Annotated in this window: 30 protein-coding genes and 1 pseudogene; 24 read left to right on the top strand and 7 right to left on the bottom strand. The window is 44.9% G+C overall.

Annotated elements, in window-relative coordinates; genetic code table 11:
- Window positions 1–45: 45 nt before the first annotated feature.
- The 21 genes and pseudogenes from AU387_RS05445 to AU387_RS05350 all read left to right on the top strand — a co-directional run bounded on the left by AU387_RS05445 (window position 46) and on the right by AU387_RS05350 (window position 18,545).
- Window positions 46–785 (top strand): annotated as a pseudogene (locus AU387_RS05445) (YwmB family TATA-box binding protein).
- Between the two features lie 33 nt (window positions 786–818).
- Window positions 819–2,129, top strand: a complete 1,311-nt coding sequence (gene murA, locus AU387_RS05440) for a UDP-N-acetylglucosamine 1-carboxyvinyltransferase (RefSeq protein ID WP_024123156.1) — start codon at window positions 819–821, stop codon at window positions 2,127–2,129.
- Window positions 2,130–2,322: 193 nt separating this feature from the next.
- Window positions 2,323–3,354: a stage II sporulation protein D gene (spoIID, locus tag AU387_RS05435; RefSeq protein WP_059335131.1), complete on the top strand. Its 1,032-nt coding sequence runs from the start codon at window positions 2,323–2,325 to the stop codon at window positions 3,352–3,354.
- 424 nt (window positions 3,355–3,778) lie between these two features.
- Complete coding sequence (locus tag AU387_RS05430; protein ID WP_024123154.1) at window positions 3,779–4,462, top strand: vWA domain-containing protein; 684 nt, start codon at window positions 3,779–3,781, stop codon at window positions 4,460–4,462.
- 322 nt (window positions 4,463–4,784) lie between these two features.
- A complete protein-coding gene (locus AU387_RS05425) occupies window positions 4,785–5,459 on the top strand; it encodes a vWA domain-containing protein (protein WP_059335370.1) in 675 nt (224 codons plus the stop codon).
- A 90-nt stretch (window positions 5,460–5,549) separates the two neighbouring features.
- Window positions 5,550–5,711, top strand: a complete 162-nt coding sequence (locus AU387_RS20365) for a hypothetical protein (RefSeq protein ID WP_044159716.1) — start codon at window positions 5,550–5,552, stop codon at window positions 5,709–5,711.
- A gap of 99 nt (window positions 5,712–5,810) precedes the next feature.
- A complete protein-coding gene (fdhD, locus tag AU387_RS05420; RefSeq protein ID WP_044159713.1) occupies window positions 5,811–6,617 on the top strand; it encodes a formate dehydrogenase accessory sulfurtransferase FdhD in 807 nt (268 codons plus the stop codon).
- Complete coding sequence (gene moaA, locus AU387_RS05415; protein WP_059292355.1) at window positions 6,614–7,639, top strand: GTP 3',8-cyclase MoaA; 1,026 nt, start codon at window positions 6,614–6,616, stop codon at window positions 7,637–7,639. Before fdhD ends, moaA begins: the two co-directional genes overlap by 4 nt.
- Before the next feature lie 201 nt (window positions 7,640–7,840).
- On the top strand, window positions 7,841–8,974 hold the full coding sequence (locus AU387_RS05410; protein ID WP_044159709.1) for a response regulator aspartate phosphatase: 1,134 nt from the start codon (window positions 7,841–7,843) through the stop codon (window positions 8,972–8,974).
- A 197-nt stretch (window positions 8,975–9,171) separates the two neighbouring features.
- Window positions 9,172–9,651, top strand: coding sequence for a hypothetical protein (locus AU387_RS05405; protein ID WP_024123147.1), 480 nt, complete (start codon window positions 9,172–9,174; stop codon window positions 9,649–9,651).
- 73 nt (window positions 9,652–9,724) lie between these two features.
- Complete coding sequence (csbD, locus tag AU387_RS05400) at window positions 9,725–9,913, top strand: stress response protein CsbD (RefSeq protein ID WP_024123146.1); 189 nt, start codon at window positions 9,725–9,727, stop codon at window positions 9,911–9,913.
- 199 nt (window positions 9,914–10,112) lie between these two features.
- Complete coding sequence (urtA, locus tag AU387_RS05395) at window positions 10,113–11,369, top strand: urea ABC transporter substrate-binding protein (protein WP_059335130.1); 1,257 nt, start codon at window positions 10,113–10,115, stop codon at window positions 11,367–11,369.
- A 32-nt stretch (window positions 11,370–11,401) separates the two neighbouring features.
- On the top strand, window positions 11,402–12,304 hold the full coding sequence (gene urtB / locus AU387_RS05390; RefSeq protein ID WP_059292358.1) for an urea ABC transporter permease subunit UrtB: 903 nt from the start codon (window positions 11,402–11,404) through the stop codon (window positions 12,302–12,304).
- Window positions 12,305–12,315: 11 nt separating this feature from the next.
- Window positions 12,316–13,386, top strand: coding sequence for an urea ABC transporter permease subunit UrtC (gene urtC, locus AU387_RS05385; protein ID WP_059335129.1), 1,071 nt, complete (start codon window positions 12,316–12,318; stop codon window positions 13,384–13,386).
- Window positions 13,361–14,110 (top strand): urea ABC transporter ATP-binding protein UrtD, encoded by a 750-nt coding sequence (gene urtD, locus AU387_RS05380; protein ID WP_044159702.1) that lies wholly within the window; start codon window positions 13,361–13,363, stop codon window positions 14,108–14,110. The genes urtC and urtD overlap by 26 nt, the downstream gene beginning before the upstream one ends.
- The gene (gene urtE, locus AU387_RS05375; RefSeq protein WP_059335128.1) at window positions 14,107–14,808 is read left to right on the top strand and encodes an urea ABC transporter ATP-binding subunit UrtE; all 702 of its coding nucleotides are present in this window, start codon (window positions 14,107–14,109) and stop codon (window positions 14,806–14,808) included. The genes urtD and urtE overlap by 4 nt, the downstream gene beginning before the upstream one ends.
- Window positions 14,809–14,906: 98 nt before the next feature.
- Window positions 14,907–15,224: an urease subunit gamma gene (gene ureA, locus AU387_RS05370; protein WP_024123140.1), complete on the top strand. Its 318-nt coding sequence runs from the start codon at window positions 14,907–14,909 to the stop codon at window positions 15,222–15,224.
- Complete coding sequence (ureB, locus tag AU387_RS05365) at window positions 15,221–15,595, top strand: urease subunit beta (protein WP_024123139.1); 375 nt, start codon at window positions 15,221–15,223, stop codon at window positions 15,593–15,595. The genes ureA and ureB overlap by 4 nt, the downstream gene beginning before the upstream one ends.
- Complete coding sequence (ureC, locus tag AU387_RS05360) at window positions 15,592–17,301, top strand: urease subunit alpha (RefSeq protein WP_059335127.1); 1,710 nt, start codon at window positions 15,592–15,594, stop codon at window positions 17,299–17,301. The genes ureB and ureC overlap by 4 nt, the downstream gene beginning before the upstream one ends.
- A gap of 133 nt (window positions 17,302–17,434) precedes the next feature.
- The gene (locus tag AU387_RS05355; protein ID WP_024123137.1) at window positions 17,435–17,836 is read left to right on the top strand and encodes an Rrf2 family transcriptional regulator; all 402 of its coding nucleotides are present in this window, start codon (window positions 17,435–17,437) and stop codon (window positions 17,834–17,836) included.
- A 67-nt stretch (window positions 17,837–17,903) separates the two neighbouring features.
- Entirely contained in the window at window positions 17,904–18,545 is a 642-nt protein-coding gene (locus AU387_RS05350; RefSeq protein WP_044159695.1) for an NAD(P)-dependent oxidoreductase, read from the top strand.
- A 37-nt stretch (window positions 18,546–18,582) separates the two neighbouring features.
- Here AU387_RS05350 and AU387_RS05345 read toward each other — a convergent pair whose 3' ends face one another.
- Together AU387_RS05345 and cls are read right to left on the bottom strand one after the other, a co-directional pair.
- Window positions 18,583–18,972 (bottom strand): DUF5362 family protein, encoded by a 390-nt coding sequence (locus AU387_RS05345; protein ID WP_044159693.1) that lies wholly within the window; start codon window positions 18,970–18,972, stop codon window positions 18,583–18,585.
- A 283-nt stretch (window positions 18,973–19,255) separates the two neighbouring features.
- Window positions 19,256–20,704 carry a cardiolipin synthase gene (gene cls / locus AU387_RS05335; protein ID WP_024123134.1) on the bottom strand — a complete coding sequence of 483 codons (1,449 nt, stop codon included), beginning with the start codon at window positions 20,702–20,704 and terminating at the stop codon, window positions 19,256–19,258.
- 243 nt (window positions 20,705–20,947) lie between these two features.
- Here cls and AU387_RS05330 point away from each other — a divergent pair, with 243 nt between their 5' ends.
- Window positions 20,948–21,385, top strand: coding sequence for a DUF5392 family protein (locus AU387_RS05330; RefSeq protein WP_024123133.1), 438 nt, complete (start codon window positions 20,948–20,950; stop codon window positions 21,383–21,385).
- Between the two features lie 27 nt (window positions 21,386–21,412).
- Here AU387_RS05330 and AU387_RS05325 read toward each other — a convergent pair whose 3' ends face one another.
- Together AU387_RS05325 and AU387_RS05320 are read right to left on the bottom strand one after the other, a co-directional pair.
- Complete coding sequence (locus AU387_RS05325; protein WP_044159689.1) at window positions 21,413–21,931, bottom strand: DUF5362 family protein; 519 nt, start codon at window positions 21,929–21,931, stop codon at window positions 21,413–21,415.
- Window positions 21,928–22,425 carry a GNAT family N-acetyltransferase gene (locus tag AU387_RS05320; protein WP_059335125.1) on the bottom strand — a complete coding sequence of 166 codons (498 nt, stop codon included), beginning with the start codon at window positions 22,423–22,425 and terminating at the stop codon, window positions 21,928–21,930. The genes AU387_RS05325 and AU387_RS05320 overlap by 4 nt, the downstream gene beginning before the upstream one ends.
- A gap of 133 nt (window positions 22,426–22,558) precedes the next feature.
- Here AU387_RS05320 and spoIIQ point away from each other — a divergent pair, with 133 nt between their 5' ends.
- Window positions 22,559–23,431 carry a stage II sporulation protein SpoIIQ gene (gene spoIIQ, locus AU387_RS05315; RefSeq protein ID WP_044159685.1) on the top strand — a complete coding sequence of 291 codons (873 nt, stop codon included), beginning with the start codon at window positions 22,559–22,561 and terminating at the stop codon, window positions 23,429–23,431.
- Between the two features lie 110 nt (window positions 23,432–23,541).
- A complete protein-coding gene (locus AU387_RS05310; protein ID WP_059335369.1) occupies window positions 23,542–23,964 on the top strand; it encodes a VanZ family protein in 423 nt (140 codons plus the stop codon).
- A 36-nt stretch (window positions 23,965–24,000) separates the two neighbouring features.
- On the opposite strand, the gene bcrC is transcribed toward AU387_RS05310, so the two are convergent.
- From bcrC to amtB, 3 genes are all read right to left on the bottom strand, one after another.
- The gene (bcrC, locus tag AU387_RS05305) at window positions 24,001–24,582 is read right to left on the bottom strand and encodes an undecaprenyl-diphosphate phosphatase BcrC (protein ID WP_044159681.1); all 582 of its coding nucleotides are present in this window, start codon (window positions 24,580–24,582) and stop codon (window positions 24,001–24,003) included.
- A 180-nt stretch (window positions 24,583–24,762) separates the two neighbouring features.
- Window positions 24,763–25,113 carry a P-II family nitrogen regulator gene (locus AU387_RS05300; protein WP_010332189.1) on the bottom strand — a complete coding sequence of 117 codons (351 nt, stop codon included), beginning with the start codon at window positions 25,111–25,113 and terminating at the stop codon, window positions 24,763–24,765.
- 11 nt (window positions 25,114–25,124) lie between these two features.
- Window positions 25,125–26,339 carry an ammonium transporter AmtB gene (amtB, locus tag AU387_RS05295; RefSeq protein WP_059335124.1) on the bottom strand — a complete coding sequence of 405 codons (1,215 nt, stop codon included), beginning with the start codon at window positions 26,337–26,339 and terminating at the stop codon, window positions 25,125–25,127.
- Window positions 26,340–26,527: the final 188 nt, after the last annotated feature.

Raw genomic sequence — 26,527 nt, 5'->3', positions numbered from 1 at the left:
ACCCCTTGCCTCCGGTAAAACTGGAGATTAGGGGGAGAGATCATAATGAAGAAAAAACAAGTAAGCTATGCTATTATAGTATCTGTTGTATTAAGTTTCGTCATTGCTGTTTTCCATACGATTCATGCGAGTGAGTTAACGCCATTAGCACAAATTGCAGAGGGAATGGAACGCCAGAATGTGTCAATTGATAAGTGGACTTTGCATGCAAAACAAAATATGTCTCTGACCGAAAAAGAATTTTATCAAAAAGTGCAACGTTTAAAATCAGAGTATCGTCAATATAATTGGGCACTTGCACAGGAAGACCAAATAGTAAAGGCCATTGGCACGTATACTGACAAAAAAAATCATACTTCTTTTAAACTGCAGCTTGTCACAACCCTCAAAAAACACAACCCAACTTCGTATTTATTATATGAGCAAATGAGTCTTGAGACACCGATTAGCTGGAATGATACATATGAACAGTTTGAACGGCAGGCACTCGGGATATTCCAAGAAAAAGTAGTTATTTTTACTTGTCTAAATGGTCATTTAGATGATAATATGGATATTGTTTTGCAAAAAAAGCAAATCAGTTATTAAATGAATTTCAAGCAAGATCTGTTGAACATGTAGTTGAGCCAAGTTTCGTTTCTATTTCTGCGTATACAGATGAGTGGAAAGAGTCTATCATGACCTCAGAACATAAAATGAATTTGCAAATTGCACTTAGAAGTGCAGGAATGGGCGGAAAACATATCGTTACGGTTGGCACACCAATCGTTACGACTGAATATTAATATAGAGAATTTAGGGACGCGGAGGGGAATACCTTGGAAAAAATCATCGTCCGCGGCGGTCAAAAGTTAAACGGCACAGTCAAAGTTGAAGGCGCTAAAAATGCCGTTTTACCAGTTATCGCTGCATCTTTATTAGCAAGTGAAGAAAAAAGCGTAATTTGTGATGTACCTACGCTCTCCGATGTATATACAATTAATGAAGTGTTGCGTCATTTAGGAGCAGATGTGCATTTTGAGAATAATGAAGTCACTGTAAATGCTTCATACGCTTTGCAAACTGAAGCACCTTTTGAATATGTGCGTAAAATGCGTGCATCTGTGCTTGTCATGGGGCCGCTTCTTGCGCGTACAGGTCATGCAAGAGTAGCGCTTCCAGGCGGATGTGCAATTGGATCTAGACCAATAGACCAGCATTTAAAAGGCTTTGAAGCAATGGGCGCAGAAATTAAAGTCGGTAATGGCTTCATTGAAGCTGAAGTAAAAGGCCGTCTGCAAGGCGCAAAAATCTATCTGGATTTCCCAAGTGTGGGAGCAACAGAAAACCTGATTATGGCAGCTGCTTTAGCTGAAGGAACAACAACGCTTGAGAACGTGGCGAAAGAGCCTGAAATCGTTGATTTAGCAAACTATATCAACGGCATGGGCGGAAAAATCCGCGGAGCGGGCACCGGCACCATTAAAATTGAAGGAGTCGACAAGCTTCACGGCGTAAGACACCATATTATACCTGACCGTATTGAAGCGGGCACATTCATGGTTGCCGCTGCAATCACTGAAGGAAATGTTTTAGTTAAAGGAGCGGTTCCTGAACACCTCACTTCTTTAATCGCAAAAATGGAAGAGATGGGTGTTACGATTAAGGATGAAGGAGAAGGCCTTCGTGTGATCGGTCCGAAAGAACTGAAACCGATCGACATTAAAACAATGCCTCACCCTGGATTCCCGACTGATATGCAGTCACAAATGATGGCGCTTCTGCTTCGTGCAAGCGGCACAAGCATGATTACGGAAACTGTTTTTGAAAACCGTTTTATGCATGCGGAAGAATTCCGCCGTATGAATGGTGATATCAAAATTGAAGGTCGTTCTGTGATTATTAACGGCCCTGTACAGCTTCAAGGAGCTGAAGTTGCAGCTACTGACTTGCGTGCAGGCGCAGCGTTGATTCTTGCGGGGTTAGTGGCTGAAGGTCATACACGTGTTACTGAACTGAAACACTTAGACCGCGGTTATGTTGATTTCCATCAGAAGCTTGCCGGTCTTGGCGCAGACATCGAACGTGTAAACGATGAGTCTGCTTCTGAGCAAGAAAGCAAAGAAGTTGTCTCAGACTTAAACGCATAAAGGATTGAAAATCAGTATGTCATTCTGGCATACTGGTTTTTTATTTTTAGTGTATTATCATCATTATGCGCAAAATAGCAAAAAAGAATACGTAAATGACAAATAAAGTTTCTGTCCAAAAGGAGAGTCATATTAGCTTGTCCCTGCCCATAGACTAGACTAGAGTCGAATCCCGAGCAGGAGGCAGCTGAATATGAAACAATTCGCAATCACACTATCCGTACTATGTGCATTGATTCTCTTGGTCCCCACACTCTTAGTGATCCCGTTTCAGCATAATAAAGAAGCCGGGGCCAGAGGAGAATCAGGAAAGACAGCAGTCAACACGATACAAGAATCAAAAGGAGCGGAAACATTGAAAGCATCGCCTGTTTCTATCCCAGTCTATCGAACCGCCAATCAATCCGTAGAAGATATTCCGCTTGAAGAGTATGTCATCGGAGTCGTCGCCTCCGAAATGCCGGCTACCTTTGAACCTGAAGCGCTGAAGGCTCAGGCTCTCGCCGCAAGAACGTTTATTGTCAGACTGATGGTTTCAAATTCTGCAGTAGAGGCCCCTAAAGGCTCGCTGGTGGATGATACTCAGATGTTTCAGGTGTACAAAAGCAAAGCGGAGCTGAAGAAACAGTGGGGCGCAGATTATGAAGCAAAGCTGAAAAAAATCACAGAAGCGGTTGCCAGTACGCAAGGCAAAATCTTAACGTACAACAACCAGCCGATTGAAGCCTCCTTTTTCTCCACAAGCAACGGCTATACAGAAAATGCGGAAGCATATTGGACAAGTGCCATTCCTTACTTAAAAAGCGTCAAAAGCTCTTGGGATAAAAAGTCTCCGAAGTATAAGGCCACCAGAACCTTTACAGTGGCGCAATTTGAACAAAAGCTTGGCGTCCAGCTGAATGGGTCAAATACAATCGGAAAAATTACCGGAGAGACACCGGGCCATCAGGTGGCAACAGCCGTCATTAACGGCAAGACGCTGAAAGGAAGGGACATACGCGAAAAGCTTGGCCTCAATTCAGCTGATTTTGAATGGAAACGAAACGGAGACACCATTACCATTACCACAAAAGGCTTTGGCCACGGTGTGGGAATGAGCCAGTATGGAGCCAATTTTATGGCGAAAGAGGGCAAAACAGTTGATGAGATTGTGAAGTACTATTATCAAGGAACACAGGTTTCAACCGCCGATTCGTTTTTAAATAAATATATGGCGAAGAAATAAAAAGACGCTTCATAAAGCGTCTTTTTTGCCGTTTTTAAGCGTATATTCTGTTCCTTAGTCTATTTTTATGTAAGAGCGGTTAAAGACCTTCTAAAGGCCGCCTGCGTATTTTACAGCCTATATGATGATGAGGGAATCAGTTCCTTTTTCATATTTGCTGACACTGAGATTGTGGTAAAGTAATCCACATTGATCGACAGACTTCGACAGACTCATATAACGAAAGACGAAAGGCGGACAATCATGATTTTTCATCCTGCTGTTAGGCGGAAATCACTAATAAAAACAAAGGTTTCTATGCAAAAGTAAACAGCGGCAATGGGGAAGCCCGCCCTATTTATTTCTCTGTTTTTGTCGAATACGATTAGTTATGTTCAGCGTTGAACATCTGCACGCAGAAACAAACTTGAAAAGGGGCACGAACATGAAAAAAAGATTTTCACTGATCATGATGACAGGATTGCTATTTGGACTGACGTCACCTGCTTTTGCTGCTGAAAAAACAGAACCGAAGGCTGAAGCTCCGGCAAACGTGGCGGTTTTGCTAGATGCTAGCGGAAGCATGGCGAAAAGAATAGACGGTGTATCTAAATTTAATTCAGCCAAAAAAGAAATTTCAAAGTTTGCAAGCTCACTGCCTGCGGACACTCAAGTGAAAATGAGTGTGTTTGGTTCAGAAGGAAACAATAAGAATTCCGGAAAAGTTCAATCATGCGAAGCCATTCGCAACGTATACGGCTTCCAAAGCTTTAACGAACAGAGCTTCCTCAATTCTCTTAACACAATCGGGCCGACTGGCTGGACACCGATCGCAAAAGCGCTGAACGAGGCAAAATCTTCTTTCGATCAGCTTGATGCAAAAGGAGAAAAAGTCGTTTACCTGCTAACAGACGGTGAGGAAACATGCGGCGGCAACCCGATCAAAACAGCAAAAGAACTTCATAAAGACAACATCACAGTAAATGTCATTGGATTTGACTATAAAGAAGGGTATAAAGGCCAGCTGAACGCAATTGCTAAAGTGGGCGGCGGAGAATATTTCCCTGCTTATACGCAAAAAGATGTTGAGAAAATTTTCACTCAGCAATCACTGATGTTATCTAAATAAGAAAAAAAGAGGCTGAAAGGTCAGCCTCTTTTTTGTTTTTAACAAAACGTTCAAAAGTAAGCAGCTGCCCGCCTGTAGCATAGTAGCAGATTTCAGCTTTTCTCTCCTGATCACGGAGAAGAAAGAATGAATGGTGTCACATTCTTTCTATATTTTTTGGGCGGAAATGGCTAAAAAATATTGAGGTTTCCAGCGATTTTGAATAGAGAGTGAAAGGGAGATAAGAGGCAGCTTGCCCTATATCATTTTGTGGTTTCATATTCTAGCATAAAGAAGTATCCAACAAATGGTTGGAAAATATGATAAAGAAAGGAAGTTGAACATGAAAAAATTACTGACTGCCGGTATTATTGGACTGTTGACTGTCTCCTTTGCGTCCCCGTCTTTTGCAGCTGAGAAAAAAGCCGACACGAATGTAGCTGTCCTGTTTGATGGAAGCGGAAGTATGATTCAAAAAACAGGAGGAGAACGAAAAATAGACATTGCCAAAAAATCTGTAAAGTCTTTTGCCGAGCTGCTTCCTGAGGATACAAATCTGATGCTTCGCGTCTTTGGACATGCGGGAAACAATAAACTTTCCGGAAAGGCTCTTTCATGCAGCACAACAGAAACGATTTACGGCCTCCATCCATATGAAGGAACGCTCTTTGACCATTCATTAAGCGGCGTCAAACCGACCGGCTGGACGCCAATTGCCAAAGCGCTTTCTGATACAAGAAAAGAATTTGAAGCGTTTGATGCAGACGGGAAAAACGTGGTGTATTTAATCACTGATGGTGAAGAAACATGCGGCGGAAATCCTGCTGATGAAATTGAAAAGCTTCGTGAAGCGAATGTAGATACGATTGTAAATATCATCGGCTTCAACTTTGATGTGAAAGGAAACGCGGAAATGAAACAGGCGGCTGTTGCTGGCGGCGGAGAATATATTTCAGCTGACAGCGCGGAAGAATTTGAGCAGGCCTGGGAAAAAGAAGCACAAAAATTTACTGAGTAACCGAATGAAAAGGCGCTCCCCCAGGCGCCTTTTTCTATTGGTTTAAAAACAGGGCCGGCGGGAATGATACCCGTAAAAGGGGTGGAAAACATGAGATTGTTAGGACTGATATTCCTTATAGCCGCCGTGGCCTTTATATTGCTCGGTGTTTTTCTGAAACTGGCAGCTTTCTTTTTTGTCAGCATGCTCACTTTGATCGCAGCTCTTGTGCTGTTTATGATCCTGAAAAAGAATCAGCATAACCAAACGTAGAGTCCTTTAAAATGGGCTCTTTTTTTATAACAGGATTCGACAAAATCTGAGGAGTGTGAAAAAATATAAAGGCAGGAACATTGCGGAGGGGAAGAGACATTGAACGATAAAGTAACTGCGGTCAGGGAGATATGGCGTTATGAACAAGGGGAAATGAGCAGGCAAACCGACCGGATGGTGACAGAATATCCGTTGACGGTGATGGTGAACGGCAGTGAGTTTGTCACGCTCGTTTGCACGCCGGAGCACATCAAAGAGCTCGTCATCGGATTTCTCGCATCTGAGGGGGTTATTCGATTTCAAAAAGAGATTAAAAGGTTTACAATAGATGAAAGTCTCGGTTTTGTGTATGTCGATCTCATTCATCCTGAGACATTGGATCAACAGGAATATACAAAACGGGTAATCGGCTCGTGCTGCGGAAAGGGCCGCCATTTTTATTTTCAGCAGGATGTCAAAACCGCCAAGACGGCTGTCAGCCAAATGAAGATTTCGCCTGAATCTTGTCTGGCGCTCATGAAAGACATGCAAAAAGGGAGCGGGACATTTCAGGAGACGGGAGGCGTGCATAATGCGGCGCTTTGCGATACGGAGAAAGTGCTTTTGATGCGCACAGATATCGGCCGTCACAACGCGCTTGATAAATTATACGGACATTGTCTGCTGAATGGGATGTCCGTCCGCGATAAACTGATTGTCTTCAGCGGGAGGATCTCATCAGAAGTGCTGTTAAAAGCGGCAAAAATCGGCGTGTCGATTGTGATTTCAAAATCGGCCCCGACAGAGCTTGCGATTCAAATGGCAGAAGAATTAAATATTACAGCGATCGGTTTTGTGAGAGACGGATCTTTTAATGTGTATACACATCCCGAGAGAATTGAGGGACAGGAGGGGCTGCAGCAATGAATACAGAATCTCGCCAGATGTTAGATAAAAGGAATAGACCGCTCAGAGACCTTCGCATTTCTGTTACAGACCGCTGCAACTTCCGATGCACGTACTGTATGCCAGCCGAGTTATTCGGCCCGGATTATCCTTTTTTAAAGAAAGAGGAGCTGCTTTCATTTGAGGAATTGGAACGGCTTGCGACGCTGTTTGTCACCAGGTTCGGAGTGGAGAAAATCCGCTTGACCGGCGGAGAGCCGCTCATGAGAAAGGACATGCCCGAATTAATCAAAAAATTGGCCCGCATTCCGGGTCTCCGTGATATTGCGATGACGACAAACGGGTCGCTGCTGCCTGTTTATGCCGAGAAGCTCAAAGAAGCCGGCTTGAAACGGGTGACCATCAGCCTTGATTCATTAGAGGACGAGCGCTTTAAAATGATCAACGGGCGAGGGGTTTCTGTCAGCAAGGTGCTTGAAGGCATTGAAGCGGCGAAACAAGCAGGGCTCGGCGTTAAAATCAACATGGTCGTCCAAAGGGGCGTCAATGAAAAAGATATTCTGCCTATGGCGCGGTATTTTAAAGAAAAAGGGCATATCTTGAGATTCATCGAATTTATGGACGTCGGCAACACCAACCAATGGGAAAAGAAAGACGTCATGACAAAGGCGGAAATCATTGATGTAATCAATGAACACATGCCTGTTGAGCCGATCGCGCCTAACTATAAAGGGGAAGTTGCTTCAAGGTTTCGCTACTTGGACGGATCTGGCGAAATCGGCGTGATTTCTTCTGTATCTGATGCGTTCTGCGGCTCGTGTAACAGGGCCCGCCTGTCTGCGCGCGGTGAGTTGTTTACTTGCCTGTTTGCTTCAAGCGGATATGACCTCAGAGCGCCGGTTCGGCAGGGATTAAGTGATGGCGAGCTGACAGCGATGATCGGCACAGTGTGGAAGAATCGGATAGACCAATATTCAGTTGACCGGACTCTTTCAAAAACTGCGGGCAAAAAGAAAGTGGAAATGTCTTATATTGGCGGTTAATATGATAAAAGCTTATCGGCTAAGTCCGGTAAGCTTTTTTGTGTCAAAAACTGTAATGCGAAAAAAGTGCAAAAAATCCAATCAGAAACCGAAAAATATAAGGATAGGCAAAAAGAAGGAATCACTGGAAGAAATTTTAATTCCAAAGCCATACAATATGATAAAATATAACCACTAGTTCATAGAAAGGGTTGGAGAGGCATGGCCGCTTACGAGATCCCGTCATCTCAAGTAGGAGTAAAAATCAATCAGTGGTATAAGCACATTTTAGCATTTCAAGTGGCTGATGCCGTTCAGCTGAAGGAAGAGATTGATCATGATATAGAACATATGGAAGAGGATCAGCTGCTTCTGTTGTACTATCAGCTGATCAGCTACCGTCACCAAATTATGCTTGATTATGTAAAGCCCGACCTGCACGAGGAATCTCAGCTCCAATATCGTGAATTGATCGAGAGGCTGGAAAGCAGCAAGGACAGCATCTCGGGATTATCTGAGTATTATTTTCATTTGTTCAGAGGGATGTATGAATTTGAACAGAACAATTATATCTCAGCCATATCTTTCTATCGGAAAGCTGAGAAAATGCTTGCGTTTGTAGAGGATGATATTGAAAGAGCGGAATTTCATTTTAAAGTAGCGGAAGTATTTTATATTATGAAGCAGACCCACTTTTCCATGAATCATGCGATACAGGCGCTTGAGACCTACAAGGCTCATGATTTTTACAGGGTCAGAAGAATTCAATGCCATTTTGTCATATCAGGGAACTATATAGACTACAGAAATTATGAAAAAGCGCTCGAGCATCTCGATGACGCTTATCGTTTGGCTTTACTGGAAGGACAGCCCCGCTTGATCGGATCAGCCCTCTACAACATGGGGAACTGTTATGATGAAAAAGGAGAACTGGACCAGGCGGCCGCATTCTTTGAAAAAGCGCTTCCTGTCTTTGAGGAACACCAGCTGGAGCAGCTCCCGAAAGCGCTGTTCAGCTTAACGCGTGTACTCTTCAAAAAACAGGCTGAACAGGCGGCTATGCATTATTATGAAAAAGGGATTGCCATCGCCCGAAAACGAAACGACAGCTTCAGTCTGGAAAAATATAAATTTCTGCAGGCTCTATATGTGGAATCCGTTAATATGGATATGATACAAGAGGTATTTGATTATATGGAAGCCAAGTCCCTGTATGTGTATATTGAGGAATTTGCTCTGGATGCGGCTGCATATTCCAGCCTTCATGAAAACTATAAAGATGCGGTGTTTTTCTATGAAAAAGCGGTCAGCATGAGAGCGCTGATCCTGAAGGAAGACTGTTTATATCAAGTGTAAGACGAAACCATCTGATGCCGGATGGTTTTTTTATACAAAAAAAGGGGAGCATCGGGACGTTTATTTCCGTGGAGAACAGGAAAAATCGCTACATACTGTTTTTGAACACAAACGAATGGAAAGCCGCGATTTTGTAAACAGAGAAATGGCGGAGTGCATATGTGTTGTTGTTTATGACAAGCGTGAGGGGGAATTCAATGTTTGGATTTGATGATATGGTGAAGTTTCTATGGTCTTTCCTCATCGTTCTGCCGCTTGTATCTATTATACATGTTGCCGGGCACAGCTTTATGGCTTTTGTTTTTGGCGGGAAGGGTTCATTGGATATCGGGATGGGCAAAAAACTGTTTAAGATTGGGCCGATACAGGTCAGAACCATTTATTTTATGGATTCGTTTTGCCGGTACGGTGAGCTGAAGATCGACAACCGATTCTCACACGCACTTGTTTATGCCGGAGGCTGCCTGTTTAACTTAATAACCATTTTCGCAGTGAATTTGCTCATTATACACAGTGTATTGGAGCCAAATGTGTTTTTCTATCAGTTTGTCTACTTTTCTACGTATTATGTGTTTTTTGCCCTGCTGCCGGTCCGTTACTCAGAAAATAAATCATCTGACGGGCTGGCGCTCTACAAGGTGCTCCGTTACGGAGAGCGTTATGAAATCGATAAATAATATTCAAATGTTTACTGTTGCTCAGATCGGGAAGGTAACAAGTACACACTTAAATGAAGGGAGAGAATGACACATGGGTAACGATAGTGTAAAAGATAAAATGAAAGGCGGCTTAAATAAAGCCAAGGGAGAAGTGAAGGATAAAGTCGGAGATATGACTGACAAAACGGACATGCAGGCTGAAGGCAAAAAAGATAAGGCAAAAGGCGAGGTCCAAAAGGGTATCGGTGAAGCGAAGGATAAATTCACAGATAAAGATTAATCAGATCGGCAAGGCAAGAAACATTGTTTCTTGCCTTTTTTTATGTGAATAAATATAACAAAAAAGACAATCGATTTGGTTAAAGTATCTAAATTTTTTAAATATTCTTTAAAGTAATGCGCCTGTTCTATATAATAAATGACATAAGTTGTTAACTTTTATAACATCAGTTGGCGGAATCAGAAAAAGGAGGTTCTGAATGAAAAGCAAAGGGGTTAGAATACAGGCTGTCTTTCTGATGTTTCTTATTACGATTCTGATCACGGGATGTACGGCGCCGAAGAAAGTGTCGGAAGCCAGCGGAGATGCGAAAAAAACAGTTGAAATTGACACAAGCGGGGATTCAGTGAAGGTTGGGATTCTTCACTCATTAAGCGGGACAATGGCAATCAGCGAGGTATCCGTCCATGATGCAGAGCTGCTGGCTATTCACGAAATCAACCAAAAAGGCGGCGTTCTCGGCAAAAAGCTTGAACCCGTCGTGGAGGACGGGGCTTCTGACTGGCCTGCATATGCCGAAAAAATGAGAAAGCTGCTTCAGCAGGACAAAGCGGCGGCTGTATTCGGAGGATGGACATCAGCGAGCCGCAAAGCGATGCTCCCGGTTGTGGAGCAAAATAACGGGCTGCTGTTCTATCCGGTGCAATACGAAGGCATGGAGTCATCTCCTCATATTTTTTATACCGGAGCAACGACGAATCAGCAAATCGTGCCGGCTGTCGATTGGCTGCTGAAGAATAAAGGCAAGACATTCTTTCTGATCGGCTCGGATTATGTGTTCCCGAGAACAGCCAATAAAATTATTAAATCACAAGTGAAAGCTGCTGGGGGAGAAGTTGTTGGTGAAGAGTATACGCCGCTCGGCCACACGAATTACAGTACGCTGGTCAGCAAAATCAAAGAAAAGCAGCCGGATGTGATTTTTAACACATTAAACGGCGACAGCAACGTGGCATTTTTCAAACAGCTGAAAGATGCGGGCGTGACAGCTGATGATATTCCTGTCATGTCGGCGAGTGTCGCAGAGGAAGAAATTCGGGGGATCGGGACAGATGTGCTAAAAGGGCATTATGCGGTGTGGAATTACTTCCAAACAACAAATACAGCAGAAAATCAGACATTCGTGAAGAATTATAAAAAGCAGAACGGAGATAAGAGGGTGACCAGTGATCCGATTGAAGCCGGCTATAATGCGGTGTATCTCTGGGCGGCAGCCGTTGAAAAAGCCAAGTCCTTTGAGATCGATAAAGTGAAGAAAGCGGCTGACGGGATTACATTTAAGGCCCCGGGCGGCACAGTGAAAATCGATGGGGATACACAGCATCTTTACAAAACAGTTAGAATCGGGCAAATCACGGGGGATGGACAGTTTAAAGAAGTATGGAACTCAGGTGATCCGGTAAAACCTGATCCGTATTTAAAAACGTACGACTGGGCAAAGGGGTTATCTAAATAAATCAAAGCCATTTGCGGGAGAGGAGGCGGAACATGTCTGTTGTCGTGACTCAATTATTTAACGGGATCAGTCTCGGTTCTATTTTGATTCTCATTGCGATTGGATTGGCCGTTACATTCGGTTTGATGAACATTATGAATATGGCGCACGGTGAGCTGATGATGGCGGGAGCCTACACGACATATGTTATTCAGCAGCTGTTTTTAAGCTATTTGCCGGCTTCTCTCTTTTCCTATTACTTTTTTATTGCGGTCATCATGTCGTTTACAGTTGCGGCATTGCTTGGCATTGTCATTGAAAAAGTGATTATCAGGCGATTATATGACCGTCCGCTCGACAGCCTTTTGGCAACATGGGGGGTAAGCTTGATCCTTCAGCAGGCGGCCAGATCGATTTTTGGCGCGCCGAATGTCGCTGTTCAGTCTCCTGAGTGGCTGTCGGGAGGAGTGACGCTGTTTTCGGTCACCTTTCCATATAAAAGGCTGTTTATTTTGGCGCTTGTTCTTTTTACGCTTGCGCTGCTGGGAATCTATTTGTTTAAAACTCCGGCGGGGCGGAGGATGCAGGCTGTTACACTGAACCGGAGTATGGCATCCTGTCTTGGTGTATCTGTGAGAAAAACAGATACATTGGCTTTTGCGCTCGGAAGCGGGCTGGCCGGTATTGCGGGGAGCTCACTCACATTGCTCGGGTCAATCGGGCCTACTCTCGGTTCGTCTTATCTGGTCGATGCTTTTATGATCGTCATTTTAGGCGGGATAGGAAAATTAAAAGGAACGATTATCGGGGCTGTGATGGTCGGATTACTCAGCACATTTGTAGAGTATTCGACAAGCGCTACCATAGCTAAGGTTGTGGTGTTTGCGTTTATTATTCTCTTTCTGCAATGGCGGCCTTCGGGTCTTGCAAGCGTCAGAACGAGATTACTTGATTAGGGGGGTGCCGGATGAAGCGGTTTTCGCAATTCAGTCCGTATGTTGTGATGTTTGCCCTTTTTATCGCTGCTCCGTTCTTTCTTCAGGAGTTTCGATTGGGGCTGTTGGCGAAGTTTTTATGCTTTGCGATTGTGGCGGTCGGCATTTGCCTGATTTGGGGATATACAGGCATTTTGAGCTTGGGGCACGGCGTCTTTTTCGGATTGGGCGCCTACTGCATGGCGATGTATTTAAAAATAGAAGCCTCACCGTCCGGCATTCCTGATTTTATGGAGTGGGCGGGTGTCAGCGAACTGCCGTGGATCTGGGCTTTGTTCAGGCACCCTTTCGCTGCAATTGCGGCGGCTGTCGCTGTGCCTGTGCTACTGGCGTTTCTGCTCGGCTATTTTACGTTTCGCAACAATATAAAGGGAGTTTATTTCTCTTTGATATCACAGGCTGTCGTCGTTGTGGCGGTCACACTGTTCATCGGCAGCCAGGAAATCACCGGCGGCACCAATGGACTTACCAGCTTCTATACGATTTTTCAATATTCTCTGGCTGATCCTGCCTTGAAGCAGATCCTGTATTTTGCCACAGTCTTTTTTCACGGCCTTACTGTTGTGTTCGCTTTGTTTCTTACGAGAAGCCGCTTTGGCCGGCTTTTGCAGGCGGTTCGCGACGGAGAGAACAGGGTGCGTTTTTTCGGTTATCATTCCACCGTTTTTAAAGTGTTTATTTACTGTGTGTCCGCTGCGATGGCGGGAATTGCCGGAATGCTGTTTGTGCTTCAGGACGGGATGATCTCGCCGGAAATGATGGGCATCATCCCTTCAGTGGAAATGGTGCTGTGGGTGGCGATCGGCGGCAGGCACTCCATTTTCGGAGCTGTGCTGGGCGCGCTGTTAACGAACGGCATGAAAAGCTATTTAAGCGAATATTATCCTGACATTTGGCTGTATTTCCTTGGTGCGCTGTTTATGATCGTCGTGCTTTACTTGCCAAGAGGGATTGTCGGACTGTTTGAAAAGCTTGGAACCCAGCTTTCCTTCTCTAAAAAGAAAGGAGCGGCTGCATATGAAACCGATACTTATCTGCCGTGACGTGAAGGTTCAGTTTGACGGGTTTTGGGCGCTGCAGGGGGCAGATATCAGTGTGCAGGAACGTGATATTCACTTTTTGATTGGGCCGAATGGCGCCGGGAAAACAACCATGCTGGATATCATTTGCGGGAAAACAAAGCCGCATTCGGGCGAGATTGTGTTTCAGGAAACGGCTGAACTGACAAAGGTTCCGGAATATCAGATCGCCAAAATGGGCGTCGCCAGAAAGTTTCAGGCTCCGAGTGTCTTTTCGCAGCTGACCGTGTTTGAAAATATAGAGCTTGCCATGAAGCAGAAAAAAACGATTCTCTCTCTGCTGATGGCTCGTATGACAAGAGAGCAGCGTGGCAGGGTGACAGACATCCTGAAGCTGATCGGATTAGAAGAGAAGCGGGATGCAGAAGCCGGCAGCCTGTCACACGGGCAGAAACAATGGCTCGAAATCGGCATGCAGCTCGCCATGGAGCCGAAGCTTTTGCTGCTGGATGAACCGATCGCCGGTATGACGGGAAAAGAGCGTGATAAAACCGGGGCTCTCCTTGAGGAGATTGCCAAAACGTGTTCCGTTTTAATTGTGGAGCACGATATGGAATTTGTCCGCTCGTTTTCCAGAAAAGTCACGGTGATGCATGAAGGGAGAGTGCTTTGTGAAGGATCGATGGATGAGATTACAAGCAATGAAGAGGTGGCAGCGGTGTATCTAGGAAGGAGCGGGGCGTCATGATAGCGGTCAGTAATGTGACATCCGGTTACGATCAATCCATGGTTTTGCATAACCTCAGCATGGAGGTCCGCCCCGGGCAGATCGTCGCTGTATTAGGCCGAAACGGAGTCGGCAAATCCACTTTGCTGAAAACGATCATCGGCCTGATCCCGACCAAACAGGGGCAGATCCGTTTTGATCAAACGTTTGTTCAAAACGAAAAGACGGAAAAACGGGCAAGAGCTGGAATTGCGTACGTGCCCCAAGGGAGAGACATCTTCCCCGCTTTAACCGTTCGCGACAATCTTTTGCTCGGAGAAGAACCGCTTCCTAAGAAGGAGCGGAGAGGGCGGATCAAGGAAGAGATTTTTCAGTGGTTTCCTGTTTTGAAGGACATGCTCGACCGGAAAGGCGGCGATTTAAGCGGAGGACAGCAGCAGCAGCTTGCGATTGCCAGAGCGCTGATGGGAAATCCGAAAATTATTTTACTTGATGAACCAATGGAAGGAATCCAGCCCTCAATTATCGAACTAATCAGACAAGTTATCGTAGAAATTTCCAGAAAAAAAGACATTTCTGTTGTTTTAGTCGAGCACAGTCTGGAAAACGCGTTAACATGTGCTGACTACCTTTATGTGATCGACAGGGGAACGGTTGTCGACCATGGAAAGGCCGATGAAGAAACGGCTCGCCGTTTTGAAAGGCATCTCACCGTATGATCAGCCTTGTGAGAAAGGGAGGTGATGGCCCGCCTGCATGTTCCGCAAATTCGCAGTAACCGCATCCGCTTTATACGACAAAAGAAGGAGGACCTAAGATGAAACTGACACCGGTTGAACAAGAGAAATTGCTCATTTTTGCAGCGGGGGAATTAGCCAAACAGCGAAAGGCGCGCGGCGTTCTGCTGAACTATCCCGAGGCTGCCGCTTATCTCACCTGTTTTATCATGGAAGGCGCGCGTGATGGAAAGGGAGTGGCGGAGCTGATGGAAGCCGGCCGCCATGTATTGACTGAAAAAGATGTCATGGAGGGCGTGCCTGAGATGCTGGACAGCATTCAGGTGGAAGCTACATTCCCTGACGGAGTGAAGCTTGTCACAGTACACCAGCCGATTTCTGCGGAGGTGAAGTCATGAAGCCGGGAGCATTTCAGATTGCTGAGGGGACCATTACGATTAACGAAGGCCGCCAGACACGGGAGATAGCGGTGAAAAACACCGGATCACGTTCCATTCAGGTCGGTTCACATTTTCATTTTGCGGAAGCCAATGGTGCGCTATCGTTTGACCGCGAACAAGCCATCGGCATGCGTATCGACATTCCGTCAGGCACATCGGTCCGTTTTGAGCCAGGTGAGGAGAAAACGGTCACGCTTGTTGAATTCAGCGGACGAAAAACAGTAAGAGGACTGAACGGAATGGCCGATACGTATATCGATGAACGCGGCAAAGAAAAAACGTTAGCCAACTTAAAGAAAGCCGGCTGGATGGAGGGTGTGATTCGATGAAAATGTCACGGGAGCAATACGCGGAGCTGTTTGGTCCGACAACGGGCGATAAAATCAGATTGGGCGATACGGACTTATGGATTGAAGTCGAAAAGGACTTCACTGTTTATGGTGAAGAAATGATCTTTGGAGGCGGAAAAACGATCCGTGACGGCATGGGCCAAAACGGCAGCATCACAGGAAAAGACGGCGCTTTGGATTTGGTGATCACCAACGTCGTGTTATTGGATTACACAGGTATTGTTAAAGCGGATGTCGGTGTAAAGGACGGCCGGATCGTGGGTGTCGGAAAAAGCGGCAACCCCGATATCATGGACGGGGTCGATCCGCATATGGTCATTGGTGCGGGTACAGAGGTGATCTCCGGTGAAGGCAAAATTTTAACGGCTGGAGGAGTGGATACGCACATTCACTTTATTTGTCCTCAGCAGATGGAAGTTGCGCTTTCTTCAGGAGTCACGACTCTTCTTGGAGGCGGAACGGGACCTGCTACAGGAAGCAAAGCGACAACATGTACGTCAGGTGCATGGTATATGGCAAGGATGCTGGAAGCGGCTGAGGAATTTCCGATCAATGTCGGCTTCTTAGGAAAAGGGAATGCATCCGATAAAGCGCCGCTGATCGAACAGGTGGAAGCCGGCGCCATCGGCCTGAAGCTTCATGAAGACTGGGGCACGACGCCAAGCGCTATCAAAACGTGTATGGAAGTTGTGGACGAAGCCGATATTCAAGTCGCAATCCATACGGATACGATCAATGAAGCGGGCTTTCTGGAAAACACGCTTGACGCAATCGGAGATCGGGTGATTCATACATATCACATTGAAGGAGCAGGCGGGGGCCACGCTCCGGATATTATGAAGCTCGCCTCTTACGCGAACATTCTGCCGTCATCCACAACGCCGACAATTCCTTACACCGTCAATACGATGGATGAGCACCTTGACATGATGATGGTCTGTCACCATTTAGATGCGAAGGTGCCCGAGGACGTGGCGTTCAGCCATTCCAGAATCAGGGCTGCGACGATTGCGGCAGAGGACATTCTCCATGATATCGGCGCGATCAGCATGACATCATCGGATTCCCAAGCGATGGGACGTGTTGGCGAAGTCATTATCCGCACTTGGCAGGTGGCTGACAAAATGAAAAAACAGCGCGGCGCTCTCATTGGAGAAAACGGAAACGATAACGTACGTGCGAAACGCTACATTGCCAAATATACAATTAATCCGGCAATTACTCACGGCCTCAGCCATGAAGTCGGTTCTGTAGAAAAAGGAAAGCTCGCTGACCTTGTCCTGTGGGATCCTGTATTTTTCGGCGTGAAACCGGAATTGGTCTTAAAGGGAGGCATGATAGCACGCGCGCAAATGGGGGATCCCAACGCGTCTATCCCGACTCCGGAACCGGTATTCATGCGCCAAATGTATGCTTCCTATGGTAAAGCCAACCGCTCAACTTCCATCACATTTATGTCCCAGGCGGGCATTGAAGGCGGTGTGGCGGAAAGGTTAGGGCTGGAAAAAAGAATTTCTCCTGTGAAAAACATCCGCAAGCTGAGCAAGCTGGATATGAAATTAAACGCTGCTTTGCCGAAGATTGAAGTCGATCCGAAAACGTATCAGGTCTTTGCAGACGGAGAAGAACTGTCCTGTCAGCCTGTCGATTATGTTCCGCTGGGACAGCGATATTTCTTATTCTGACAAGACACGGCCGGAGTGCATCCGGCCGTTTTATTGACTAAACGGATGCGCAAGAAGCGCAAATTTAGTGTATATTATATGTTGACAAACGAATTAAATGTAACTATTATAGTTACAACGGTGGTGAAAAAACATGATTAACAGCCGTCTTGCTGTCGCCATTCATATTTTATCTCTCATTTCGATGGATGAAAAAGCGTCTTCGGAAATCATCGCTGACAGTGTCAACACCAACCCGGTTGTTGTAAGAAGGATGATCAGCCTGCTGAAAAAGGGCGATATTCTCACATCACGCGCCGGGGTGCCGGGCGCGAGCCTCAAAAAAGATCCGGCTGATATTTCTCTTTTAGAAGTATATCGGGCTGTTCAAAACCAAGAGGAACTATTTGCGGTTCATGAAAACCCGAACCCGAAGTGTCCGGTAGGCAAAAAAATTCAGTGCGCGCTGGATGAGACATTTGAAAGTGTGCAAAAAGCGATGGAAAATGAGCTGGCAAGCAAGTCATTAAAAGATGTAATGAATCATCTCTTTTGATCAAAAGGGATGACTTCTCACCACTAACATGTAACTAAAATTGTTACAAATAAGGAGGAAATCAAAAATGAAAATAGGAATTATCGGTGCAAGCGGAAAAGCAGGAAGTCTGATTTTGAAGGAAGCGAAGGAAAGAGGTCACGAGGTAACTGCCATTGTCCGAAATGCATCTAAAGTCCAGGATCAGGACACAGCGATTTTGGAGAAAGATGTTTTTGAACTGACGGCGGAAGATCTCAAGCCTTTCGATGCACTCGTAAATGCTTTTGGAGCTGCGCCTGGCCAGGAACATCTTCATGTTGAAGCAGGCAGAACATTAATCAGCCTCCTAAAGGATGCAAAACATACAAGATTGTTTGTCGTCGGCGGAGCGGGAAGCCTGTTTGTTGATGAAGACAAAACAACACGTTTAATGGATACACCGGAATTTCCGAAAGAATATCTTCCGACTGCATCAAATCAAGGAGAGAACCTGAAAGACCTGCAAAAGGCAGACTCTATTTCCTGGACGTTCCTCAGCCCGGCGGCGTTTTTTGATCCGGCAGGAAAGCGGACGGGATCTTACCAAAAAGGAAAAGACAATGTGATCGTAAACGCAAATGGCGACAGTTATATCAGCTATGCCGATTATGCGATTGCTGTTTTGGATGAGCTTGAACATCCGTCACACAAAAATGAACGCTTTACAGTAGTAAGCGAAGCGGAATAACAAGAAAAAACCCGGAGGATGCTCCGGGTTTTTCTAATTAATAGGTGCTGTACGTATCATAATCGCTGAATATGCCGTCGGCAATTCCAAGCATTAGAAAGATGAAGAATGCGATGATCGCCAGAATCGATACAGCGATGCTCACGATTAAATAAATCCCTTGCATCTTTACAAATTTCGCATAGTTCTCCAGCATTAAATCCTCAGATTGCCCGCTATGTTTTTCAGCCATTAAGCCTGCTTCTTTTGCTGACCGCATCAAAAAGATGCCTGAAATGATTTGCAGTACGCCCGGCACTGCGCCGATAAGAAAAACGAACGCGCCTGAAAGCGCAGTAAAAGCGCCCATAATAATAAATAAGATGCCTGTTGCTTTTCCCCATTTTGAAATACTGATGAGGGTTTTGTTGACCGTTTCCGGATTCATTGACACGGATCCCCTTTACAAAAAAATACTCACTTTTCTTTTATACACTATTTGTGAGAAGTTTTGTATACAGAAATAAAAATAGTGAATTGATTTGCCGCGGTGTGAATGGAGTTTGGCCTGACGATCCGGAGGTGCAAGCCGCTGTGATCATATTCGTGATTTTTTATTACGGTTGCACGCTATATGAGAAAGGTCATGCGCGTTTTTACGGGGTGCGTGATGATAGATTATGACCATGCTGAAAAACCCCGGCCATAAAGGCCGGGGGGATTGGCGCATCTTATAAAATCGGCGACAATAGTCGTGAGACGGATTCCTTGATGCGGATCCATAATGATCGCTGCTGATATTCCTCGTAGGTGTATTTTCTGGATACGAGCAAATCTTCTTTAAATGTAGAAACCAGTTTTTTGGCAATGTTGATATCATAAATAAATGCATTAACCTCAAAATTCAGCCTGAAGCTTCGGACGTCAATATTCGCTGTACCGACCGATGCAATTTCGTCATCCACAACAATTGTTTTCGCATGGATAAAGCCATTATCGTAAATATAGACGGTGGCTCCGGCTTTTAAAAGATCCCCGATATACGAAAGCGTGGCCCAGTATACAAAAGCATGATCAGGCTTGTTCGGTATCATAATGTTGACATCAATGCCTGACAGGCACGCGATTCTCAATGCATCCAGCAGGCTTGCGTCCGGAATAAAATAAGGTGTTTGTATCAAAATGTTCCGCTTGGCGTTTGAAATCATTTTGATGTAGCCGTTTTTAATTTGTTCCCATTCGGAATCGGGCCCGCTCGTAACAATCTGCATCCCGACGTTTCCCTTTGGGCTGCAATCGGGAAAGTGGTTCGGGATATAGGTGAGCGTATGATGATGTGAAGCTTGGTTCCAGTCAAGGATGAAACGTGTCTGAATGGCGTGAACGGCCGTTCCCTGCAATCGAATATGGGTATCGCGCCAATAGCCGAACTTCGGATTGAGCCCGAGATATTCATCCCCGACATTAAACCCTCCGACATAACCGGTTATGCCGTCTATGATAACAAGCTTTCGGTGGTTGCGGTAATTCAGCCGAAGGTTAATCGGCCTGAGCTTTGAAGGGAAAAAGACCTCCACGTGCCCGCCGGCCTCACGCAGTTCTTTAAAAAACTTTTTGCGCAGCGTTCTGGACCCGAGTTCATCATACAAAACCCTGACCTGAACACCTTCTTTCGCTTTTTGAATGAGGGCGTCCCGCAATTTTTTTCCTAATTCATCACCTTTGTAAATATAATATTGTAGATGGATATGATCCTTTGCCTTTGATATGTCATGTAAAAGCCGCTGAAACTTATCACGTCCGTCTGTTATGACATCAACTGAATTATCCTCTGTAAAGACAGCGTGATTATTCATGATGAGCATATATATTAAATCCTTATTATCAAAGGTTGCCCGGTTGTTGAACTGAAATTGCCTGTTTTCTAATTCTTCAAGCTGATGCTGCAGCAGCTTTTCGATTCCGATTTTCTTTCGATCCTCCCATTGAAACAAATGCTTGCGTCTGAGATTATGACCGAATAATAGGTATAAAATAAAGCCTAAAACGGGAATAAAGAAAAGAACAAGCAGCCAAGCCCATGATGCACTGGCATCGCGCCGTTCTTTGAATATGACAATGATGGCCAAAAGAATATTCAAAATGAAAAAAAGTGATAAAAGGATGGAAGAAATACTCACTTTGTAACCCCGCTAATTCATATTTATCAAGAAGATTGCCATTAGTATTCCATGAATAACAGCAATCTGATTCCCATTACAAATTATAACACTGACTTTTTAAAAGAATAAAGTGTGTTGATCCAGATTCTTCGCGAAAAACACGGGCAGATTTCTTTAAAACCAGCTTGCACCTGCGTTAAAATAAACTCATATGATAACGTTCGTGAAGCCTTGCAAAATCAAATAAAGGGGGAGAATTACATGAACTTTTACAGAATTGAACAAATGCCGGGGTTCATTAAAACAGAAATGCAAAAAATTCAAAAGGCTGTACAGCCTTTAATGAAGAAAACTGTCATCTACCGTTTTCTTGCAGTTCCGCTTGCTGCATTCTCTCTCTTTAATTTGGCTGCTTTCCTTTTTCATGCTTCAGCAGACAGAGAGTCTCTGATCAGCGCCGGACTTTTTGCGCTTCTTGCTGCACTTGGATTAGCATTTTTTAAAGAAGCGGGCTATCAGCATAAGCAAATTCAAAAGACCGTTCATATTTATATGCTGAACAGAATCAAAAAGAGCGAAATTCTTTCAGAAGAGCGCAAAAACACGTATACGCGCCAGATCAAGGAAGAACCGTTTGCGATGCGGAGCTTTGTTGAGTTTTTGACTGAAGAAGACAGACGCAAGAAAATGCTGTACTAAAAAAGAGCTGACATGGGTCAGCTCTTTTTATTCAAATACGGGCTCATCTTCATAATAATAGGAATCCGGGTCTTCATACGTATCCATATCCTCAAAAGCGGCGATGCCGACAAATACGAGGAAGAAAATGAGCAAAATGATTCCGATAAGGCCTGCGGCGATACTTGATGCAGCGTAGAATAATTGCATTTTAATAAATTTTCCGTAGTTCTCCAGCATGCTTTCACCCGCACTGCCGGTCAGATTTCCGCTCGCCTCTTTTGCTGATTTTGCTGACCGCATCAGAAATACGCCTGAAATAATGAGCAGAACGCCTGGAATAGCACCTATGACTGTCATTAAAGCCGACAGGGCAGCCAGCGCGCCCATGACAATCAAAAGAATTCCTGTTATTTTGCCCCACTTTGCAATGTCTGAAAGCGATTTGACAGCAGCAGCGCTCAGCTCCCGTTTTTCGACCTCTGTGCTGTTGTTCTCCTGCTCGATCACGCTGTTTTCTTCGTGGTGATTTTCAATATGGTTTTCATCTTTATCAAGACTAATCATGATAGCTCTCTCCCTAATATTTTTAAGTCATATCGCTTGCCGTCCATTTCAGCAATGCCGGGGAATAACCCCCATTCCTTGAAACCGTGCTTTTCAAACAGCTTCAGGCTAGGCTTGTTATGTCCGAAAATGAAGGCCATAAGCGAGCGGATGCCGAGCTCCGGCGCGATGCGGAGCGCTTCCTGAAGCAAATGTGTTCCGGCGCCTTTGCCGCGGCATGATTCATGAATGTATATGCTGATCTCGGCTGTTTTATTATAAGCAGGCCTGCCGTAAAATCTTTCGAAGCTAATCCAGGCTGCCACTTCCCCGCTTTCATCCTCAGCAACATACAGCGGCCGTTCGTCTGTATGTCCCAAAAACCATGCCATCCGGTCTTCCGGAGTTACCGGTTCAGTATCGGCTGTTACCATTCGTGAGGCAATCGTAGAGTTATAAATCGCTACAACCGCTTCTATATCCTTTTTTTCAGCAAGACGTAATGTTAAGTTCATACGTATTTGGTTCTCCTCTCAAAAAAATGACATACTTTCTTATCAGCCTGCACAAACTATATCTAAAAAAGTTTTTTATATCGGTGTATATATTTTCAGAAAAGTGTTCAGAATGTTGCTGAGGTGATAAACAATGAGAGAGGAAGAAAAGAAAACTTCTCAAGTCAAAAAACTTCAGCAGTTTTTTCGTAAACGCTGGGTGTTCCCTGCAATTTACTTAGTCAGTGCGGCCGTCATTTTAACAGCTGTCCTTTGGTATCAATCTGTATCAAATGATGAGGTAAAGGATCAGTTAGCTGATAACGGCGGAAGCTCCGCGTATGACAACAACGACGATGCAGTTGAAGTAGGAAAGTCTATGGAAAATGTCGCAATGCCGGTTGTTGATTCTGAAAACGTTTCTGTTGTGAAAAAGTTCTATGAAACTGATGCCGCAAAAGAAGAAAAAGAAGCAGCACTCGTTACCTATAATAACACGTACAGCCTAAGCAAAGGAATTGACTTAGCTGAGAAAGACGGAAAAGATTTCGATGTTTCTGCTTCTCTAAGCGGTACGGTTGTGAAAGCTGAAAAAGATCCAGTGCTGGGATATGTTGTGGAAATCGAACATGCTGATGGGTTATCTACTGTGTATCAATCACTTTCTGAAGCAGGTGTTGAGCAAGGCGATAAGGTGAAGCAAAACCAGGTCATCGGAAAGTCTGGCAAGAACCTTTACAGCGAAGAAAGCGGCAACCACGTACACTTTGAAATCCGTAAAGACGGAGTTGCTATGAACCCACTGAACTTTATGGACAAGCCGGTTTCTTCTATTGAAAAAGCGGCAGCTGCAGAAGAAAAAGCTGCAACTGAGGAAACAGAAGAATCCATTCAGCAATCATCAGAAAAAAAGGATGGTTCGACTGAAAAAGGAACTGACGAAAAATCCGAGGACAAAACGGATGATTCAACTGACAAATCAGGTTCCAAAGAAAGCAGCACAACAGAAGGCACTGAACAGTCCTAATGAAGAAAACGTCTATCGGTGTGATAGGCGTTTTTTTTGTTACTTTTTGTTTCACTGTGCCGTCTATGTATTTACATGTACAAGATGCCGCTGGAAAGGAGGCTGTTTTTATGCATCGTTTATTACTCGCAGGCTGGATCTTCTTCATTTTACTCTCTGTCTGTACAGAAAGCTTCAGTGATATGGTGGTGTCGCAGACAGTGGCATTTCACTTTCATCCGCATCCTGATCTAAACCAATTTTTAGACATGGATTTTACTCAGCTGACCACACCTGAAGCTGTGATTCAAAAAATCGGGCACGCGTTTTCTTTTTTCGTGCTGACATATTTGCTCTGGAAGCAATGGAGCCGTATAAAATGGGCCTCGGCCGGAGCATTCGTGTTCGCCGTTTTTACGGAAATCATTCAGCTTTTCTTCAGCAGAAACGGCTGCATCCGGGATGTGCTCATTGACAGTGTTGGGATTGCCCTGTTTCTTGGATTATTTGTTATCGCAAAGCGGAAAAAACATGAGATGTATGAAAAATATTAAAGCCGGCGCTCTGCATTCAGAGGCCGGCTTTTTTGCTTAGAAATTTTGATCGGTTGGTTTTTTCGTAATCTTGTTGATAATCGCTTCATAGATTCGAACGATGAAATCAACGAACGGGCGAAGAAGATCTGAAAATCTAAAGAACAGGAACCCGATAATGATCGCAACAACAAGGCTACCCAACACATCTATCGGATAGTGATGTCCTACCCAAATTCGTGAAAAACCGGTCAAAAGCCCGAAGATGACGAGCGGCCAGCCGATTTTACGGTTTCTGAAAAGCATTGCGATCGAAATGGCTAGCGCTCCCGTTGTGTGGTCACTCGGAAAAGAAGCATCCGCATCGTGCGGGATCAGCGTATGAACCGTGTGAGCAACGAAAGGGCGCGGTTCAACATAAACTTGTGTAATCAAGTAATTGATCACAAGACCCGCAATTCCCGTAATTCCTGCGTAAAGCACGTTCTTTCTGCTTTGTGTGTTCCCGAACAGCCACATCACCAATAAGATAAGCGCATAGGCAACGATCGCGTATTCCGTTATGAAAACCATAATGGAATCGAGAACAGAATTGTGATGAGATAATCCATGGATAGCTTTAAATATTTCGTAATTCAAATAATCACCTTTTACATTTTTATATTAAGTAGACTCATCTTACTCAGAAAAAGTTTCAAATAAAAATAGATTGTCTGAAATCATGGCGCTTGAAGAGGATTCGAATGGGCATCACGGTTTCTGGGGGTTTTTTCCCGCGCGAAAAAAAGAGATCCGGAGTGTCCGAATCTCATAACGATATTACAGCGCTTCAGGTCCTTCTTCGCCGGTGCGGATATTAATCGTATTGCCGATTTCATAGACAAAGATTTTACCGTCACCCGGTGATCCCGTTTTCAGAACCCTCTTAGCGGTCTCAGTTACTTGATCAACAGGAACCTTGCTGACCACGATTTCGATTTTTAAACGTTCATATACATTGCTTTCTATTTTTACCCCTCGATAAAGCTCCGTATGTGCTTTTTGAAGCCCGCAGCCGTGAACATTGGAGAAGGTCAGAGAGGTGACTCCGATTTTTCCGAGTTCCTGCTTCAGCTTTTCAAAATTTGCCGGACGCGTTACAATTTCTACCTTGAACATTTGACCGCTCATAACGTCACTCCTCACATAGAATCTTGATATGCTTTTTCCCCGTGCATTGTTAAGTCAAGCCCAAGGGATTCTTCTTCTTCGGTTGCGCGAAGGGGAAGGAAGAGGCCTACTATTTTAATAATAACGAAAGTGACAATAAATACAAAAACATAAGTGGCAGCGATCGCTACGATTTGTTTCCAGATTAAACTTGCATCCCCGTAGAACAAACCGTCTGCACCAGCGGAGTTGACTGAAGTCGTTGCGAACAATCCTGTCGCGATGCCGCCCCATGTGCCGCCGATGCCGTGCAGGCCAAAGGCGTCAAGCGCGTCATCATACCCGAATTTCTGTTTAAGCGAGAAGACCCCCCAGAAGCAAACCGCTCCGCCGATGATGCCAATGATAATAGAAGAAAATGGTGTGACAAACCCGGCCGCCGGCGTGATGGCCACAAGCCCTGCGATTGCTCCGGATACCGCGCCGAGCATCGTCGGTTTTTTATTGATGATCCATTCAACCAATATCCAGCCGGCAATCCCCGCTGCGGCTGCCGTGTTTGTATTAATAAAGGCGTACATGGCGACATCGTTTAATGTCAGGGCGCTGCCGACGTTAAAACCGAACCAGCCGAACCAAATCAGGGCGCCTCCTAAGAAGGTGTAAATGAGGTTATGCGGAGAAGACGCTGTGCCGTCTTTCCGTTTGCCGAGCACGATAGCCAGAACAAGGCCGGCCACCCCGGAAGAAATATGAACAACGTTTCCGCCCGCGAAATCAAGTGCGCCAAGCTGGCCGATCCAGCCGCCGCCCCATACCCAGTGAGCAACCGGTGTGTAAACCAATGAAGCCCATAAAACCGAGAATAAAAGAAAAGCGCCGAATCGCATCCGTTCTGCGAAAGCCCCGGAAATGATGGCGGTTGTCAGAACCGCGAACGTCATTTGAAACATCATAAATAATGAATGGGGAATCGTGTCGCTGTAATCACCCGGATCAAATCCGACCCCCTTCAGACCTGCCCACTCCAGTCCTCCAATGATTGAATTGCCTGGTGCGAAGGCAAGTGTATATCCGAACAGCACCCAAACGATGGAAACGATGGCAATGGAGGAGAAACTGTGCATTGCTGTACTCAGCACATTTTTGCTTTTTACCATTCCTCCATAAAATAACGCTAACCCCGGGGTCATCAGCCACACGAGTAAAGCGCAAAAGAACATAAATACTGTATCGCCCATTTGCATGTCTCATTCCTCCGTATCTTTCAGAATAAAAGCAATTATTATATTTCTTCATTATAGAGAAAAAAGAATGATAAAACATTTTCATGTGAGATTTCCTAACATGTTTTTTCAGTGTGTGTTATGGATGCGGGCGAAGAAAGAAAAACGATATGTGCCATACAAGACTTTATGTCTATAAAATAATTCTG

The sequence above is a fragment of the Bacillus halotolerans genome (assembly GCF_001517105.1).
Classification (GTDB): domain Bacteria; phylum Bacillota; class Bacilli; order Bacillales; family Bacillaceae; genus Bacillus; species Bacillus halotolerans.
The sequence above is the reverse complement of the archived record's forward strand: the minus strand, read 5'-3'. Positions and strand labels throughout refer to the sequence as shown.